15 protein-coding genes are annotated in these 15001 nt (G+C 74.0%); 8 read left to right on the plus strand and 7 right to left on the minus strand.

The genetic code is table 11. From position 1 onward, the window contains the following. Nucleotides 1–56 precede the first annotated feature (56 nt). The 4 genes from SH587_RS01870 (at nucleotide 57) to SH587_RS01885 (ending at nucleotide 5043) form a co-directional block, all read left to right on the plus strand. Nucleotides 57–500: an Rrf2 family transcriptional regulator gene (locus SH587_RS01870; RefSeq protein ID WP_320668849.1), complete on the plus strand. Its 444-nt coding sequence runs from the start codon at nucleotides 57–59 to the stop codon at nucleotides 498–500. Nucleotides 501–693: 193 nt separating this feature from the next. After that, nucleotides 694–3039, plus strand: coding sequence for an alpha/beta hydrolase (locus tag SH587_RS01875; protein WP_320668850.1), 2346 nt, complete (start codon nucleotides 694–696; stop codon nucleotides 3037–3039). Between the two features lie 180 nt (nucleotides 3040–3219). Beyond that, entirely contained in the window at nucleotides 3220–4644 is a 1425-nt protein-coding gene (locus tag SH587_RS01880) for a gamma-aminobutyraldehyde dehydrogenase (RefSeq protein WP_320668851.1), read from the plus strand. 45 nt (nucleotides 4645–4689) lie between these two features. Beyond that, nucleotides 4690–5043, plus strand: coding sequence for a DUF2237 family protein (locus SH587_RS01885; RefSeq protein ID WP_320668852.1), 354 nt, complete (start codon nucleotides 4690–4692; stop codon nucleotides 5041–5043). On the opposite strand, the gene SH587_RS01890 is transcribed toward SH587_RS01885, so the two are convergent. Then, entirely contained in the window at nucleotides 5040–5645 is a 606-nt protein-coding gene (locus tag SH587_RS01890; protein WP_320668853.1) for a TetR family transcriptional regulator, read from the minus strand. The two genes, SH587_RS01885 and SH587_RS01890, sit on opposite strands and share 4 nt — an antisense overlap. 109 nt (nucleotides 5646–5754) lie before the next feature. Here SH587_RS01890 and SH587_RS01895 point away from each other — a divergent pair, with 109 nt between their 5' ends. Continuing rightward, nucleotides 5755–6612: an esterase/lipase family protein gene (locus SH587_RS01895; RefSeq protein WP_320668854.1), complete on the plus strand. Its 858-nt coding sequence runs from the start codon at nucleotides 5755–5757 to the stop codon at nucleotides 6610–6612. A 46-nt stretch (nucleotides 6613–6658) separates the two neighbouring features. Here the strand turns inward: SH587_RS01895 and SH587_RS01900 are convergent, their stop codons facing one another. Together SH587_RS01900 and SH587_RS01905 are read right to left on the minus strand one after the other, a co-directional pair. Then, the gene (locus SH587_RS01900) at nucleotides 6659–7747 is read right to left on the minus strand and encodes a citrate synthase 2 (RefSeq protein WP_320668855.1); all 1089 of its coding nucleotides are present in this window, start codon (nucleotides 7745–7747) and stop codon (nucleotides 6659–6661) included. A 109-nt stretch (nucleotides 7748–7856) separates the two neighbouring features. After that, the gene (locus tag SH587_RS01905) at nucleotides 7857–8186 is read right to left on the minus strand and encodes a YegP family protein (RefSeq protein ID WP_320668856.1); all 330 of its coding nucleotides are present in this window, start codon (nucleotides 8184–8186) and stop codon (nucleotides 7857–7859) included. 119 nt (nucleotides 8187–8305) lie between these two features. On the opposite strand from SH587_RS01905, the gene SH587_RS01910 reads away from it, so the two are divergent. Further along, the gene (locus SH587_RS01910; RefSeq protein ID WP_320668857.1) at nucleotides 8306–9781 is read left to right on the plus strand and encodes an amidase; all 1476 of its coding nucleotides are present in this window, start codon (nucleotides 8306–8308) and stop codon (nucleotides 9779–9781) included. Here SH587_RS01910 and SH587_RS01915 read toward each other — a convergent pair. Beyond that, entirely contained in the window at nucleotides 9778–10659 is an 882-nt protein-coding gene (locus tag SH587_RS01915) for an NAD(P)H-binding protein (RefSeq protein WP_320668858.1), read from the minus strand. The genes SH587_RS01910 and SH587_RS01915 overlap by 4 nt on opposite strands. 174 nt (nucleotides 10660–10833) lie before the next feature. On the opposite strand from SH587_RS01915, the gene SH587_RS01920 reads away from it, so the two are divergent. Next, nucleotides 10834–11097: a 4Fe-4S dicluster domain-containing protein gene (locus tag SH587_RS01920; RefSeq protein WP_320668859.1), complete on the plus strand. Its 264-nt coding sequence runs from the start codon at nucleotides 10834–10836 to the stop codon at nucleotides 11095–11097. 99 nt (nucleotides 11098–11196) lie between these two features. On the opposite strand, the gene SH587_RS01925 is transcribed toward SH587_RS01920, so the two are convergent. Then, nucleotides 11197–11718: a beta-class carbonic anhydrase gene (locus tag SH587_RS01925; protein ID WP_320668860.1), complete on the minus strand. Its 522-nt coding sequence runs from the start codon at nucleotides 11716–11718 to the stop codon at nucleotides 11197–11199. 166 nt (nucleotides 11719–11884) lie between these two features. Beyond that, entirely contained in the window at nucleotides 11885–12712 is an 828-nt protein-coding gene (locus tag SH587_RS01930) for a sulfite exporter TauE/SafE family protein (RefSeq protein ID WP_320668861.1), read from the minus strand. Between the two features lie 72 nt (nucleotides 12713–12784). Between SH587_RS01930 and SH587_RS01935 the strand changes: the two genes are divergently transcribed. Then, the gene (locus tag SH587_RS01935; RefSeq protein WP_320668862.1) at nucleotides 12785–13693 is read left to right on the plus strand and encodes a LysR family transcriptional regulator; all 909 of its coding nucleotides are present in this window, start codon (nucleotides 12785–12787) and stop codon (nucleotides 13691–13693) included. A gap of 33 nt (nucleotides 13694–13726) precedes the next feature. On the opposite strand, the gene SH587_RS01940 is transcribed toward SH587_RS01935, so the two are convergent. Next, nucleotides 13727–14875, minus strand: a complete 1149-nt coding sequence (locus tag SH587_RS01940; protein WP_320668863.1) for an Mrp/NBP35 family ATP-binding protein — start codon at nucleotides 14873–14875, stop codon at nucleotides 13727–13729. Between the last annotated feature and the right edge of the window lie 126 nt (nucleotides 14876–15001).

Raw genomic sequence — 15001 nt, forward strand, 5'->3', positions numbered from 1 at the left:
GGTTGCATGAGCAACTGTAACAGCTCTGATGACGAATTCGCGGTAGGATCGGCAACGTGGCGCGTCCGACCAACACCCGCTTCGCCGTCGGCGTCCACCTGATGACGCTGCTCGCCGCCCAGCCGGACGCGGTCCAGAGCTCGACCGACCTGGCCGGCAGCGTCGGCACCAACCCGGTCCACGTCCGCCGCGTGCTCGGGCTGCTGCGCGACGCCGGCCTGGTCGCCTCGCGGCCCGGGACCACCGGCGGCTGGCGGGTCACGCGCCCCCCGCGCGAGATCGCCCTCGCCGACGTCTGGCGGGCGGTCCACGGCGACGGCCAGGTGCTGGGCCTGCACGAGGCCAACCCCGACTGCGCCGCCGGCCAGCGGATCCAGCGCGCGCTGGTCGAGGTCGACCGCCGCGCGGCCCGCGCGATCGAGGACGAGCTGGGCGCGACGACGCTCGCCGACCTGGCCGCCGGGATCGATCAGCTCGCCGTGGTCGCGCCCTCCGCCTGAGCACGGAAATCCCGCCGATCCGGCCGATTGGACGGATGTCCCAGAGCTCGTGACGGCGGTACAACGGGCCCCGAAACACGCTGTACAACGGGCGATCTGACCGCTCGGGGCGCCCGCGTACGGTGACGCGTCGAGCCCGCCGTCCGCGTCGGGCCGATCCCCCACCGACGAGACCCCTGGAGGTCCCGACCTCATGCTGTCCCTCTCCCGCGGGCGGCCCGCTGCGCCGTTCGCGGCCGCACTCGCCGTGGCCGCGCTCGCGCTCGTTCCGTCGCTCGCATCAGCCGCGCCGCCGCGCGGCCAGGACGCGCTGACGGCCGACCCGATGGCGCGCGGCCCCTACCCCGTCCAGCGCGTGTCCTACGACGTCGGCGACCTGCGCCTGGCCACGAGGCCCGGCATCACGCCCGACGCGACCCTGGTGCCGCTGCGGGGGTCGGTGACCTTTCCCCAGGGCAAGGTCGATCCGTCGCGACTGGTCGTCTACCTGCACGGCAACCACGGGACCTGCCGTGAGTACAAGTCGGCGCCGATCGCGCCGCCGAAGGGCGCGCCGGCCGGCACGCCCTCGACGGACCCCTGTCCGGACTGGTTGAAGATCAATAGCTTCGCCGGCTACGACTACCTGTCCGACAACCTCGCCAGCCACGGCTACGTCGTCGTCAGCCCGGAGGCCAACCTGGCGTCGCTCACGTCCGCCGGACTGCTCGCGGGCGACGGCACCGGCAGCAGCGTGCGCTCGCAGATCCTGCAGGCGACGCTCGAGGCGGTTCGCGACTGGAACGACGGTGGTGCGGTGATGAACACGGCCCAGGCCGTCGACGTCACCAAGCCGCCGTCGCGGACCTCGCTGAAGGGCAAGGTCGACCTCGACGCCGGCATCGGGCTGATGGGCCACTCGCGTGGCGGTGCGGGCGTCGTCGACTTCCTGACCTTCAACCGCAACAACGTCCGCGGCAGGCAGTGGCTGATCGACGCCACGCTGGCGCTGGAGCCGACGACCTACACCGACCACAAGACGCCCGAGGGCACGAACTTCGCGACCCTGCTCGGCGGCTGCGACGGCGACATGACGACGCTCGAGGGCGCCAACTTCTTCGGCCTCGCGAAGTACCGCCCGGCCAACGCCAAGACCGCCGACCTGCAGTTCTACGTCGAGGGGGCCAACCACAACTTCTACAACACGATCTGGGCGGCCGACGGCGACGACGCCGACGGCACCTGCGGTGGCTGGAGCGGCTTCGCCGACGACCAGCACCCCGAGGTGCGCCTGAGCGAGCCCGATCAGCAGAAGACCGGGATCGCGCTGATGAACGCGTTCATGCGCCGCTACGTCGGCGACGAGACGGCGATGGAGCCGCTGATGACCGGCGAGACGACCCTGCCCGCCTCCGCCTGCCCGACGGGCGACAGCGCGAAGGCGGTCGATTGCCGCGACCTGGTGCGGAGCTCGTACATCGGTCCCGACGCCCAGCGGCTGGACCTGATCCGCCCCGACGGCGCCGATCCGACCGGCACGACCGCCACCGGCGGCGCGATCACGGCCAGTGGCCTGAAGCGCTATCAGCTCTGCGATCCGGAGAACTCCAAGCCCAACGCCTGCCCGCAGGCCGATACGACGCCCTCCTGGGGTGACCAGTACACGATCGGCTGGGACGGCCCGGCGTCGCTGACGGCGCAGCTCGCGCCCGGCGGCGCCGCGGCCGACCTGACCGGGACCCGGGCGCTGCAGCTGCGGACCGCGCTCGACGAGGGGGCGGCCGAGAACCCGCGCGGCCAGGCCCAGGACTACGCCGTGACCCTGACCGACGCGACCGGCGCCAGCGCGACGACGAAGATCAGCGACTGGAGCGCGTCGCTGCGGGCGCCGTTCAAGCCGCACACGGTGCTGAACGGGGTCTGGATCCCGCTCTCCGCCTTCGCCGGCGTCGATCCGTCCCGGGTCGTGTCGCTGCGGTTCGACTTCGGCGGCGAGGGGCTGCCGGCGAAGGGCCTGATCCAGCTCTCCGACGTCTCGTTCCTGCGCCGGGCGCCGACCGCGGTGCAGCCGTCGATCCCCGCCCCCGACGGTCCGCCGTCGGCGTTGGGCACGACCCTGGCGACCACGGCCGTCAGCAGCGGCAAGGACTGCCGCGACGTCGCCGGACCGCAGGTGCGCAACGTCTCGCTGAAGCGCGGGAAGCGACGGATCCTGGTCGTCCGGGGCCGCTCGAGCGACCTGACCAACTGCAAGGGTCAGCACGCCGCCGCGGTTCGCGGCACGATGGTCGCGATCCGGCAGCCGGTCCTGGGCAAGAAGAGCAAGGGACAGTGCCGCTACCTCGACGCCCGCGGCCGCTGGACGAGCGCGGTGCCCTGCCGCGCCTCCCGCGTGCGCTACGTCAAGGGCACGGCGAAGTGGTCGCTGCGCGTGCGGCTGCCCAAGAGCGGGCTGCCGAGCCCCGGCGTCACGCGGCGCACCGTGACGGTGATCGTGCGCTCCTACGACCGCAACGGCAACCTCGGCAAGGCCGTCCAGCGGACCCTCCGCTACCCCTAGCCGGGCCGACCAACCGGGCGGCGGCGCCGATGCGGCGTCGTCGCCCGGACTCGACGCGGGGAGCGCGACCCTGTAGTAATGGCTAGATCACTTCGCGTGGCTTTGGCCGATCGAACGGTTGCCCCGGGCCCCGGCGACGCGAGAGTGTCGGACGACCGATCCCCGAGTGGAGAACGATCCATGAGCACCCTGCGCAACTTCATCGACGGCGAGTTCGTCGACGCGGCCAGTGGCGAGACCCTCGCCGTCGTCGACCCCTCCACCGGTCAGGAGTACGCGCGCGCCGCCGCCTCCGGTCGCGAGGACGTCGACCGGGCCGTCGCCGCCGCCACCCGGGCCTTCGAGAGCTGGTCGCGGACCACGCCGGGCGAGCGCGCGCTGGCGCTGCTGAAGCTCGCCGACCGGATCGAGGAGCACGCCGACGAGCTGGCCGCGATCGAGTCGCGCGACGCCGGCAAGCCGCTGCAGGCGGTCAAGGACGACGAGATCGGCGCGATGGCCGACAACCTGCGCTTCTTCGCCGGCGCGGCGCGCTGCATGGAGGGCAAGGCCTCGGGCGAGTACCTGGAGGGCCTGACCTCGATCATCCGCCGCGAGCCGGTCGGCGTCGTCGGCCAGATCGCGCCCTGGAACTACCCGATGATGATGGCGGTCTGGAAGATCGGCCCGGCGCTCGCCACCGGCTGCACGACCGTCCTCAAGCCGGCCCCGTCGACCCCGGCCTCGACCGTCAAGCTGGCCGAGCTGGCCGCCGACCTGTTCCCGGCCGGCGTCCTCAACGTCGTCGTCGGCGGCAACGAGCCCGGCCAGGCGATCGTCGAGCACCCGGACATCGCGCTGGTCTCGCTGACCGGCTCGGTCGCCACCGGCCGCTGGATCGCCGAGCACGCCGGCAAGCAGCTGAAGCGGACCCACCTGGAGCTGGGCGGCAAGGCCCCGGTCGTGGTCTTCGACGACGTCGACCTGGAGACCGCGCTCGAGGGGATCGCCGGCGCCGGCTACTACAACGCCGGCCAGGACTGCACCGCCGCGACCCGCGTGCTTGCCGGCGCCAAGGTCTACGACGAGATCGTCAACGGCCTGGTCGACCAGGCGAAGGGCCTGGTGCTGGGCGACGTGACCGCCGCCGACACCTCGCTCGGCCCGGTCAACAACGCCAACCAGTACGACCGCGTGACCGGCTTCTTCGACCGCGCGCCCTCGCACGCCGAGGTCGTCACCGGCGGTCGCAAGGCCGACCGGCCCGGCTACTACGTCGAGCCGACCGTCGTCGCGAACCTCCAGCAGGACGACGAGATGATCCAGAACGAGATCTTCGGTCCGGCGATCACCGTCCAGCGGTTCACCGACGAGGCCGAGGCGATCGCCTGGGCCAACGGCACTCCCTACGGCCTGGCCTCCTCGGTCTGGACCCGCGACGTCGGCCGCGCGCTCCGCGTCTCGAACGCGCTCCGCTTCGGCACCGTCTGGATCAACACCCACATCCCGCTGGCCTCGGAGATGCCCCACGGTGGTTTCAAGGACTCGGGCCACGGCAAGGACCTGTCGGGCTACGCGCTCGAGGACTACACCGTGGTCAAGCACGTGATGGCGTCGCTCGACTAGCGACCGCGCGCCCGCGGCGCCGCTCCATCCGGTAGAAGCCGGGCGATGGAGCGGCGCAACGTGCTCGGCGGCGAGCTGGTGGTCTGCGGCGAGGACCCGCTGACCGGATGGACCCGCAGCGGCTGCTGCGAGTTCCACCCCGCCGACCTCGGTCAGCACACCGTCTGCGCGGTGATGACCGAGCGGTTCCTCCGCTACACCGCCTACCAGGGCAACGACCTGTCGACGCCGCGACCGGGCTTCGACGGGCTCCGTCCCGGCGACCGCTGGTGCCTCTGCGCCGCCCGCTGGCAGCAGGCGCTGCTCGACGGGATGGCGCCGCCGGTGGTGCTGGAGGCGTGCGACGAGCGGGCGCTCGACGTGGTCGCGCTCGACGACCTGCGGGCCCACGCGGCCTAGCCGGCGAGCGCGTCGGCGAAGATCAGCGCCAGGACCCGGGCGAGCAGGTCGTCGGGGACGCCGTCGGGGTCGATGCCCGACTCGATCCCGAGCCCGTTGGAGAGGCCGAAGATCGTCACCGACAGGTCCTCGGCCGGCATCGGCAGCGCGATCGCGAGCCGTTCGGCGAGCTGGGTCAGGGCCGCCGCGACGGCCTCCTTCGCCTCGCGCCGGTGCTCGCGCAGGCGGGCGCGCAGCTGCTCGTCGTGGGAGGAGAGGGCGAAGTACTCGGCCAGCAGCCGGTGCCAGACGGCGTCGACGCGCAGCTCGCGGACCAGCACCACGCCGGCGTCGCGGAGCGCCGAGGGCAGGTCGGCGGCGGCGTCGACCGCGGCCAGCGCCTGGGCCAGGCGGCCGGCGGCCTGGCGGTCCATGATCGCCAGGATCAGGTCGTCCTTGCCGGCGAAGTTCGAGTAGACGGCGCCCTTGGTGAGCCCGGCCGCGGCGGCGATCTGACTGACCGTCGCCGCCGCGATCCCGCGCTCGGCGAAGACCTCGACCGCCGCGTCGAGCAGCCGCGCGACGGTCTCCTCCCGCGTGGGGCGCGTGCGGACGCGGCTCATCCGGCCGTCGACCCTACTCGACTTGACGTCGTCGACCGCGGTGTGGGACGGTCCGCCTGCAACTCGATACCGCAGAGTATCGAGTTGCACCCGTCCACGGAGGAGTGACATGGTCCATCGCATCATCCGGCGCGCGGCGATCGCCGCCGCCACCTCGCTCGCGTTGATCGTCCCGGCGACGGCCTCGGCCGCGGGCGGCAACAACGACTTCGGCTGCCGCCCCAGCAGCGCCCACCCGAATCCGGTGGTCGTGCTGCACGGGCTCGGCGCGACCTACTACGAGGATCTGAACGTCCTGCAGGCCGACCTCGCGGCCCGCGGCTACTGCACGTTCTCGGAGACCTACGGCGAGTACGACGAGTTCCCGTTCGTCGGCGGGCTGAAGCCGATCGCCACCTCGGCCCAGGAGATCCGCGCCTTCGTCGAGCGCGTCCGGACCGCCACCGGCGCGGCCAAGGTCGACCTCGTCGGCCACTCCGAGGGCGGCTTCCAGTCGCTCTACGTGACCAAGACCCAGGGCATCGCCGACCGGATCGGCCGCGTGGTCGCGATCGCCCCGCCGACCCACGGCACCTCGTTCGCCAACCTCGTCACGCTCGGGCGGCTGTTCATCAGCAACGCCCAGTTCGAGCAGATCACCGGCAGCCTCGGCGTCCCCGCGGTCGGCGACCTGGTGACGGGCGGGGCCGCGATCCGGCGGCTCGACGACGGCCAGCCGATCGCCCAGCCCGGCGTCGACTACACGATCATCACCTCGCGCTACGACGAGATGGTGACCCCGACCTCGACCTCGTTCGTGCGCGAGCCCGGGGTCAAGAACCGCTACGTCCAGGACTCCTGCCCCCTCGACCCGGTCGGCCACCTCGGCGAGGCCTACGACCCGAACGTCTGGCACCTGGTCCGCAACGCCCTCGACCCGGCCAACGCGCAGCCGATCCGGCTCTGCGTCTTCGGGATGCCGGGGTGATGCGGTGAGCGCCCGGGCCGAGCGTCGGCCCGGGCGCCCCGCGAACCTACGCCCCCGGCACGGCCGAGACCGGCCGCGGGCCCTCGCCGACGTACTTCGCCGACGGGCGGATCAGGCGACCCTCGCGCTTCTGCTCCAGGATGTGGGCCGACCAGCCGGCGACCCGCGCGCAGGTGAAGAGCGGGGTGAAGAGGTCGGCCGGGACCTCGGCCGTGTCGAGCACGACCGCCGACCAGAACTCGACGTTGGTGGCCAGCACGCGGTCGGGCTTGCGGGCGTGCAGCTCGGCCAGCGCGGCCTGCTCCAGGGCCTCGGCCACCTCGTAGCGGGCGGCGCCGATCTCCTTCGCCGTCCGCCGCAGGACGCGGGCGCGGGGATCCTCGGCGCGGTAGACGCGGTGGCCGAAGCCCATCAGCCGCTCGCCGCGGTCGAGCGCGTCCTTGACCCAGGTCTCGGCGTTGCCGGACTGCTCGACGCCGTCGAGCATCGCCAGCACCCGCGAGGGCGCCCCGCCGTGGAGCGGGCCCGACAGCGCGCCGACCGCCGACGAGAGCGCCGCCGCCGCGTCGGCGCCGGTCGAGGCGGTCACGCGGGCGGTGAAGGTCGAGGCGTTCATCCCGTGCTCGGCGGCCGAGATCCAGTAGGCGTCGATCGCCTTCGCGTGCTGCGGGTCGAGCTCGCCGCGCCAGCGGATCAGGAACCGCTCGGCGACCGACCGGCCCTCGTCGACCTGCGACTGCGGCACCGGCGGCTGGCCACCGCCGCGGGCCGACTGGGCGACGAACGAGAGCGCCATCACCGACGCCCGGGCCAGCTCGGTGCGGGCCTCGTCGTCGGTGGTGTCGATCAGCGGCTTGAAGCCCCACTCGGGCGCCAGCATCGCCAGCGCCGCCTGGACGTCGACCCGCGGATCGCCGGAGCGGACGCTGAGCGGGTGCGGCTCGGCGAACGGCAGCCCGGGATCGAACGAGCCGTCGACCAACAGGCCCCAGACCTTCTCGTAGGGGACGTGGCCAACCAGGTCCTCGATGTCGACCCCGCGGTAGCGCAGCGCGCCACCCTCCTTGTCGGGCTCGGCGATCGTGGTCGCGAAGGCCACGACCCCCTCGAGCCCGGAACGTACCTCGTCGCTCATCTGCCTCGTCGTCTTCTGCTCGCTGGACGCGTCGACGCACCGGGACCGGTCCCGGTGCGTACCGAACCTAGCAGTGCGGCGCCCGCGGCTCGCGCGGGCGCCGCGACGCTCAGACCTCGACCAGCGTCGACGAGGCCGCCGTCTTGCGGGCCGCGTCGACCGCCTTCTGGGCGCCGCCCTTGGACGCGAACGACTGGCCCGAGGTGGCGACCGTCTGGCCGTTGCTCGACGTCAGCCGCCAGCGGTGCTTGCCGCCGCTGTCGGCGTAGACCTCGTCCTTGAACTCGGTCGCGCGGGCCTGCACGTTCTTGGCCGCGCGCTTGGCGCTCGACTTCGACGAGAACGCCTCGCCGGAGCCGGCGACCGTCTGGCCGTTGGTGGACTTGAGCCGCCAGCGGTAGTTGCCACCGGCGTCGGCGTAGACCTCGAGGTTGGGCATCGATGCTCCGGGATGGTGGGTGGAACGTCCCCTCGCCGCGCGACCCTCTCACACCGGCGTACGCCGTTCCACCCCGGTTCACGCGGACGTCACACGGCCGCCCCGCTACCGTCGGCGCCATGCCCGCCGCCGACCCCGCGCTGCTGCGCCGTCCCGCCGTCGATCTCGCGGAGCTGATCCGCCGCGGCGAGCTGGCGGCGGTCGACCTGGTCCAGGCCGCGCTCGACCGGATCGCCGCCCTCGACGGCCGGGTCAACGCCTTCGTCGAGCTCTGGGCGGAGGAGGCGCTGGAGGCCGCCGCCGCGATCGGCCCCGGCGATCCGCGGCCCTTCGCCGGCGTCCCGACCGCGATCAAGAACAACCGCGGCGTCGCCGGCAAGCGGCTGACGCTCGGCTCGGCCTTCACCGAGGACGACGTCGCGCTGGCCGACCACAACGTCACCCGCCGGCTGCGCGACGCCGGCTTCGTCCTGGTCGGCTCGACCAACCTGCCGGAGTGGGGGATCACGCCGATCACCCGCCCGCGCCGCTTCGGCCCGACCCGCAACCCGTGGGACCTGGAGCGGACGCCGGGCGGCTCCTCCGGCGGCGCCGCCGCGGCGGTCGCGGCGGGGATGCTGCCGATCGCCCACGGCAACGACGGCGGCGGCTCGATCCGGATCCCCGCCGCCTGCTGCGGGCTGGTCGGGCTGAAGGCCCAGCGCGGCCGGGTCTCGCTGGCGCCCGACCTCGGCCACCACCTGCTGGTGACCGACGGGATGCTGACGCGGACGGTCGCCGACGCGGCGGCGACGCTCGACGTGCTGGCCGGTTACGAAACCGGCGACAGCTTCCCGCTGCCGGCGCCCGCCGCGCCGTTCGCCGACCTGGCCCGGCGCGGGCTCGACCCGGGCGGGCTCGGGCGGCCGCTGCGGATCGCCGTCACCACCACGCCGCCGCTCGACGGCGATCCCGACCCGGTCGACCGCGCCGCCGCTCACCGTGCCGGCGAGCTGCTGCGCGGGCTCGGCCACGAGGTCGAGGAGGTCGACGCGCCCTGGCAGCTGCCCGGCCTGCTCGACCTCTTCACCGCCTCGTTCGGTCCCGGCGTCGCGACCCAGATCCGGATCGCCGAGCTGCGTCGCGGCCGCGACGTGACCGCCGACGACGTCGAGGCGCTGTCGTGGGAGCTGTGGCAGCGGGCGACGGCGATGCGCTCGGTCGACTACCTGGTCGCCGACGGGGCGATCCAGGGCGTCGCCCGCCGCTTCGTCGCCTGGGCCGATCCGTGGGACGTCGTCGTCACGCCGGCGCTCGGCCGCGCGCCGGTCGCGATCGACGACCTCGACCCCGATGGCGCCGACCCGATGCGCGGCTTCGAGCTCGGCGGCCACTTCACCCCCTACACCGCGCTGATCAACGTGACCGGGTCGCCGGCGATCAGCCTGCCGCTGTTCGAGCGGCCGGCCGACGACCCGGCGGCGGGGCTGCCGCTCGCCGTCCAGCTGATCGGCCGCCCGGCCGACGAGGGCACGCTGCTGGCGCTGGCGACCCAGCTCGAGGCGGTTGCCCCGGCCGCCGGCCGGGTGGCGCCGCTGGCGCTCGCCGCGGGTTAGCCGGCGAGCGCGTCGACCAGCCCGCGGGGGCGGATCCCGAGCGCTTCCAGGTCGGCGCTGCCGCGGGCGCCGGTGGTGTCGGCGTTGAGCACCGCCAGCTCGTCGCGGTTGGCGATCCCCGGCCGCTCCAGCGCCGCCGCGGCCACCTGCAGCAGGTGGCCGGGGACCGGCACCACCGGCCGCCGGCGCGCCAGCACGTCCTGCAGCGCCGGCAGCAGCTCGGCCACGCGGTAGCTCTCGGGGCCGGCCAGCTCCAGCCGCCGGACCGGCTCGTCCGGCGCGCCGCCCTCGACGACGGCCACGATCGCGTCGGCCACGTCGGCGGCGGCGACCGGCCGCGAGCGGCCCGCCGAGCCGGCCGGCACCGGCGCCAGCGGGAACAGCGACAGGGTCTGCGCCCACCACGCCCAGCGGTGCCCGCGGGCCACGACCAGCGACGGCGAGAGCATCGAGACCGGCATCCCGCCGACGTCGCCGGCGCCGGCGACGACCCGCTCGGCCGCCTCCTTCGCCCGCAGGAAGCGGCAGGACGCGGCCTGCCCGGCCCCGAGCGCCGAGACGTGGACGAAGTGCCCGACCCCGGCCCGCGCGGCGGCGTCGGCCAGCCGCCACGAGGCGGTCACGTTCAGCTCCTCGAGCGTGCCGGAGACCTGGTCGTGCAGTGGTCCGGCCAGGTGGATCACCGTGTCGACGCCGCGCAGCGCGCCGCCGGGCAGGCGGGCGTCGGTCAGCGTCCACAGCGCCAGCTGGACGTCGACGCGGCGGGCGCCCAGGCGGGCCGGGTCGCGGAGCAGGCAGCGGACCTTGTGGCCTCGCTGCAACAGCCGGTCGAGCACGCGCGTCCCGGTCGCCCCCGTCGCTCCGGTCAGCAGGATCATGGCCGGAAGCCTACGGTTCCGCGCGGCCGGTGCGAGCCCACCCGCCGTCACGGCGGCCGCACCCCGCCGGACAGGCTGTCAGGATCTCGGACCGGGCGATCACGGACAGGGCGTCCGGGATATGCTCTCCCCTTCGGTTTCCCGCCCCGACGACCCCGCGAGGACACCCCTCACATGGCCTACGTAATCGCAGAGCCCTGCGTCGGCACCAAGGACAACTCGTGCACCGAGGTCTGTCCGGTCGACTGCATCCATCCGACTCCCGACGAGCCGGACTACGATGCTGCGACGCAGCTCTACATCGATCCGGAGGAGTGCATCGACTGCGACGCCTGCGTCGAGGCGTGCCCGGTCGATGCGATCTTCGCCGAGGACCAGATCCCCGAGGAGTGGTCGGCGTTCGTCGACCTCAACGCGAAGTACTTCCAGAACGCCTGACGACGTTCTCCGCGCCCGGGACCACGTCCCGGGCCTCCGGCGCCCCGTGCGCCGCGCGACGCGCCCCGGTCCCTCCCGGGGCGCGTCGCGTTCCGGGGCTCAGCCCTCGTCGGGCAGGCGGACCTCGCGCAGGGTGCCGGTCTCGACCTCGAAGACGAAGCCGCGGACCAGGTCCTTGTGGGGCAGGAAGGGGCTGGCCAGCACCCGCCGGATCGACTGCCGCAGATCGGCGTCCAGGTCCTGGAAGCTCTCCGGCGACCACGGCGGCTTGTAGCCGGTCTGCTCCAGCAGCTCGTTGCGGAGGTCGTCGTCGGTGTAGGTCAGCTGCCCGCACTGGGTGTGGTGGACGAGCAGGATCTCGCGGGTCCCAAGCTTCCGCTGCGAGATCGCCAGCGAGCGGATCACGTCGTCGGTGACCACGCCGCCGGCGTTGCGGATCAGGTGCGCGTCGCCGATGTCGAGCCCGAACAGCCCGAACAGGTCGAGCCGGGCGTCCATGCACGTCACGACGGCCACGTGGCGGCGCGGCCGCGGCGTGTCGTACGGCGTGTAGCGCTCGGCGAAGCTCTCGGCGTGCTGGATCAGGTCGGGCGTCTGGGCCCGGTGCTGCTCGTCGGTCATCGCGGTCCTCCGGTCGTACGGCCGGGCGAACGATATTGCGCGACCGTCCGTTCGGCGGTCCCGGAGGGAGAAGATCCCCCCGTTCGCACCGAGATGGGTCGGCGCGGACGGGGGGTCTCCTGTTCTCCCCGGTGGTCCGGCAGCGCTCCGGACCCGGCGATCACCACTATATACGTATTTCAGATCGGAAATCAATAGATTCGGGCGCGGCGGCCCGCTGGCGGCGGCGGACGCGGCGCGTCAGCTGGACCGCGGTGAACAACAGCAGCAGCGCGAACAGCACCTGGACCGTCCGCGCCGGCAGCGCGTTGACCAGCGCCACGCCGGCCACCACCCCGGGCAGCGCGCCGAGCCCCAGCAGCAGCCCCGCGGAGACGTCGAGGTTGCCGTAGCGGCGCTGGGCGAGGGCCCCGGCCAGCGACACGGGGACGATCGCCAGCAGTGACGTCGCCGCCGCCTCGACCGGCGCCAGGCCCAGCAGCAGCACCAGCGTCGGGACGAAGATCGAGCCGCCGCCGACCCCGACCAGGCCCGAGAGCGCCCCGGCCAGCACCCCGATCGCGCCCGCCGCCACGTAGGCCGTCGCGCTCGGGCTGCCGCCGGCGGTGGTCGGCTCGGCGCCGGTCAGCAGCCAGACCGCCACCGCCACCAGCAGCCCGGCGAAGGCCAGCGAGATCGCCCGCGTCGGGATCCGCTGCTGGAGCGCGGTGCCGAGCAGCGCGCCGGCGACCGCCGGCACGCCGACCAGCAGCGCCGGGCCGGCCTGCAGGTGCCCGTGGCCGGACTGGAGCGCGGCACCGGCCGCGGCCATCAGCACGATCGCCAGCAGCGAGGCGGCGGTCGCCCGCCGCTCGTCGAAGCCGGGCAGGAGCAGCAGCAGCGGGACCATCACCGTGCCGCCGCCGACCCCGAAGAGGGCCGAGAAGCCGCCCGCGAGGACGCCGATCGCCAGCAGGCGGGTGGACCGACGGGTGAGGATCGGCGCGGGGCTCATCCCGTTCGACGCTAGGCCGCGCGGCTTGATCCGTCCAATGCATCATTTCGCTGGCTATCTTTCGGTTCGAGCATGAGTGATCTGCGGCTGGAGGATCTGCGCTGGTTCGTCGAGGTGGCCGAGCGCGAGCACGTCTCGCAGGCCGCCGCGGCGCTCCACGTCAGCCAGCCGGCGCTGTCGCGGTCGGTCGCGCGGGTCGAGGCCTGGGCCGGCGTCCCGCTGCTCGACCGGGTCGGCCGCGGGGTGCGGCTGAACGCCCAGGGGCAGGCGCTGGTCGAGCACCTGCGGCGGGCGGCGGCCGAGGTCGACGCCGGCCGCGACCGGGTCCGGCAGGCGGCGGGGCTCGACCGCGGGCGGCTGCGGCTGGCCTTCCAGCACACCCTCGGCACCTGGCTGGTGCCGGAGCTGCTGGCCCGCTATCGCGAGCACCACCCGACGGTCGACGTGCGGCTGCGCGAGGACAGCCGCGCGCGGTTGCTGGACGCGCTCGCCGACGGCGAGCTCGACCTGGCGCTGGTCAGCCCGGTGCCCGACGACGACCGGCTGGCCTGGCACCCGCTGCGGGTCGAGCCGCTGCGGCTGCTGCTGCCGCCGGGCCACCCGCTGGAGGGGCGGCCGCGGATCGCGATGGCCGAGCTGGCCGATGAGTCGTTCGCGGCGCTCCACCACGGCTACGGCCTGCGGACGCTCTTCGAGCAGCTCTGCGCCCGGGCCGGCTTCGTGCCCCGGATCGTGCTCGAGACGTCGAGCTTCGCGACCCTCGTCGGCCTGGTCGTGGCCGGCCACGGGCTGGCGGTGCTGCCGCCGCCGGGACCGGGCGAGGCGCCGCCGGGGCGTCCGCCGACGGCGGCGGCGATCGACGATCCCGACGCGACCCGCACGATCGCGCTCGGCTGGCGGGCCGGCGGCTACCGGCCGCCGGCGGTCGAGGCGTTCCGCGAGCTGGCCGCCGCCTGGGCGGACGAGCAGCGGGCGGGCTGAGCCGGGACCGGCCGCGCCCGCGTCCGCGGCCGATCAGGCCATCGGCAGCGAGGCGCCCTGCGGCTCGTGCTGCATCACCGGCAGCTCAGGCAGCTCCTGCAGGATCGGCGGCAGCTCGGGCGTGGCCGCGATCAGGCCGCGGGCGGCCTGGCGGACGGCCTGCGACGCCGGATCGTCGGGATCGGTCGCCACCAGCGGCTCGCCGGCGTCGGCCTGCTCGCGCAGCGGCATCGTCAGCGGCACCTTGCCGAGCAGCGGCAGGTCCAGCTCGCTGGCCAGCTGCTGGCCGCCGCCCTCGCCGAAGATCGCGAACCGCTCGCCGTCCGGGGTGGTGAAGCCGGACATGTTCTCGACCACGCCGAGCAGGTCGAGCTCGACCTTGGTCGCCATCTCGGCGGCGCGGCGGGCGACCTTCTGGGCGGTCGGCTGCGGGGTGGTGACGAGCAGGAAGCGGGCCTGGGGCAGCAGCTGCGCCAGCGTCATCGAGACGTCGCCGGTGCCCGGCGGCAGGTCGATCAGCAGGTAGTCGAGGGCGCCCCAGTCGACGTCCTCGAGGAACTGGGTCAGCGCCTTGTGCAGCATCGGGCCGCGCCAGACGACGGCGCTGTCCTCGGCGACGAAGAAGCCGATCGACATCACCTTCAGGCCGTGGGCCTCGAGCGGCAGGATCTTGCGCTCGGCCGAGACCGGCGGGCGCTCGGCGCCGAGGCCCAGCATCCGCGGGATCGAGTAGCCCCAGACGTCGGCGTCGAGGACCCCGACCGCCTTGCCCTCGGCGGCCAGCGCGGCGGCCAGGTTGACGGTCAGCGTCGACTTGCCGACGCCGCCCTTGCCCGAGCCGACGCAGATCACGTTGGCGACCTGGGCCAGCGACGCCTTCGAGCCGTCGGGGAGCCCGCTCTTCATCCCGAGCCGCTTCTGGAGCGCGGCCTTCTCCTCGGGGGAGAGGACGTCGAAGTCGACCCCGATCTCGTCGACGCCGAGCTCGCGGACGGCCTTGCGGACGGCGACGACGAAGTGGTTGCGCAGCGGGCAGCCGCCGGTCGTCAGCGAGATGGTGACGTCGACGCGGCCGTCGCCGATCGCGACTTCGCGGACCATGCCGAGCTCGACGACGTTCTTGCGGAGCTCGGGGTCGATCACCGACTCGAGCGCCTGGAGGATCTCCTCGCGCGTGGGCATCCATCGATTGTGACAGGACGCCGTCCCCGGCCCGCGCTGGCGGGGAGCGGCCCGGGAACGACGAACGCCCGGTGCGGGTGCACCGGGCGTTCGCGCGATCCCCGCGCGGAGAGAGAGGAGGAGCTA

The organism is Patulibacter defluvii, from assembly GCF_034096925.1.
Lineage (GTDB): Bacteria > Actinomycetota > Thermoleophilia > Solirubrobacterales > Solirubrobacteraceae > Patulibacter > Patulibacter defluvii.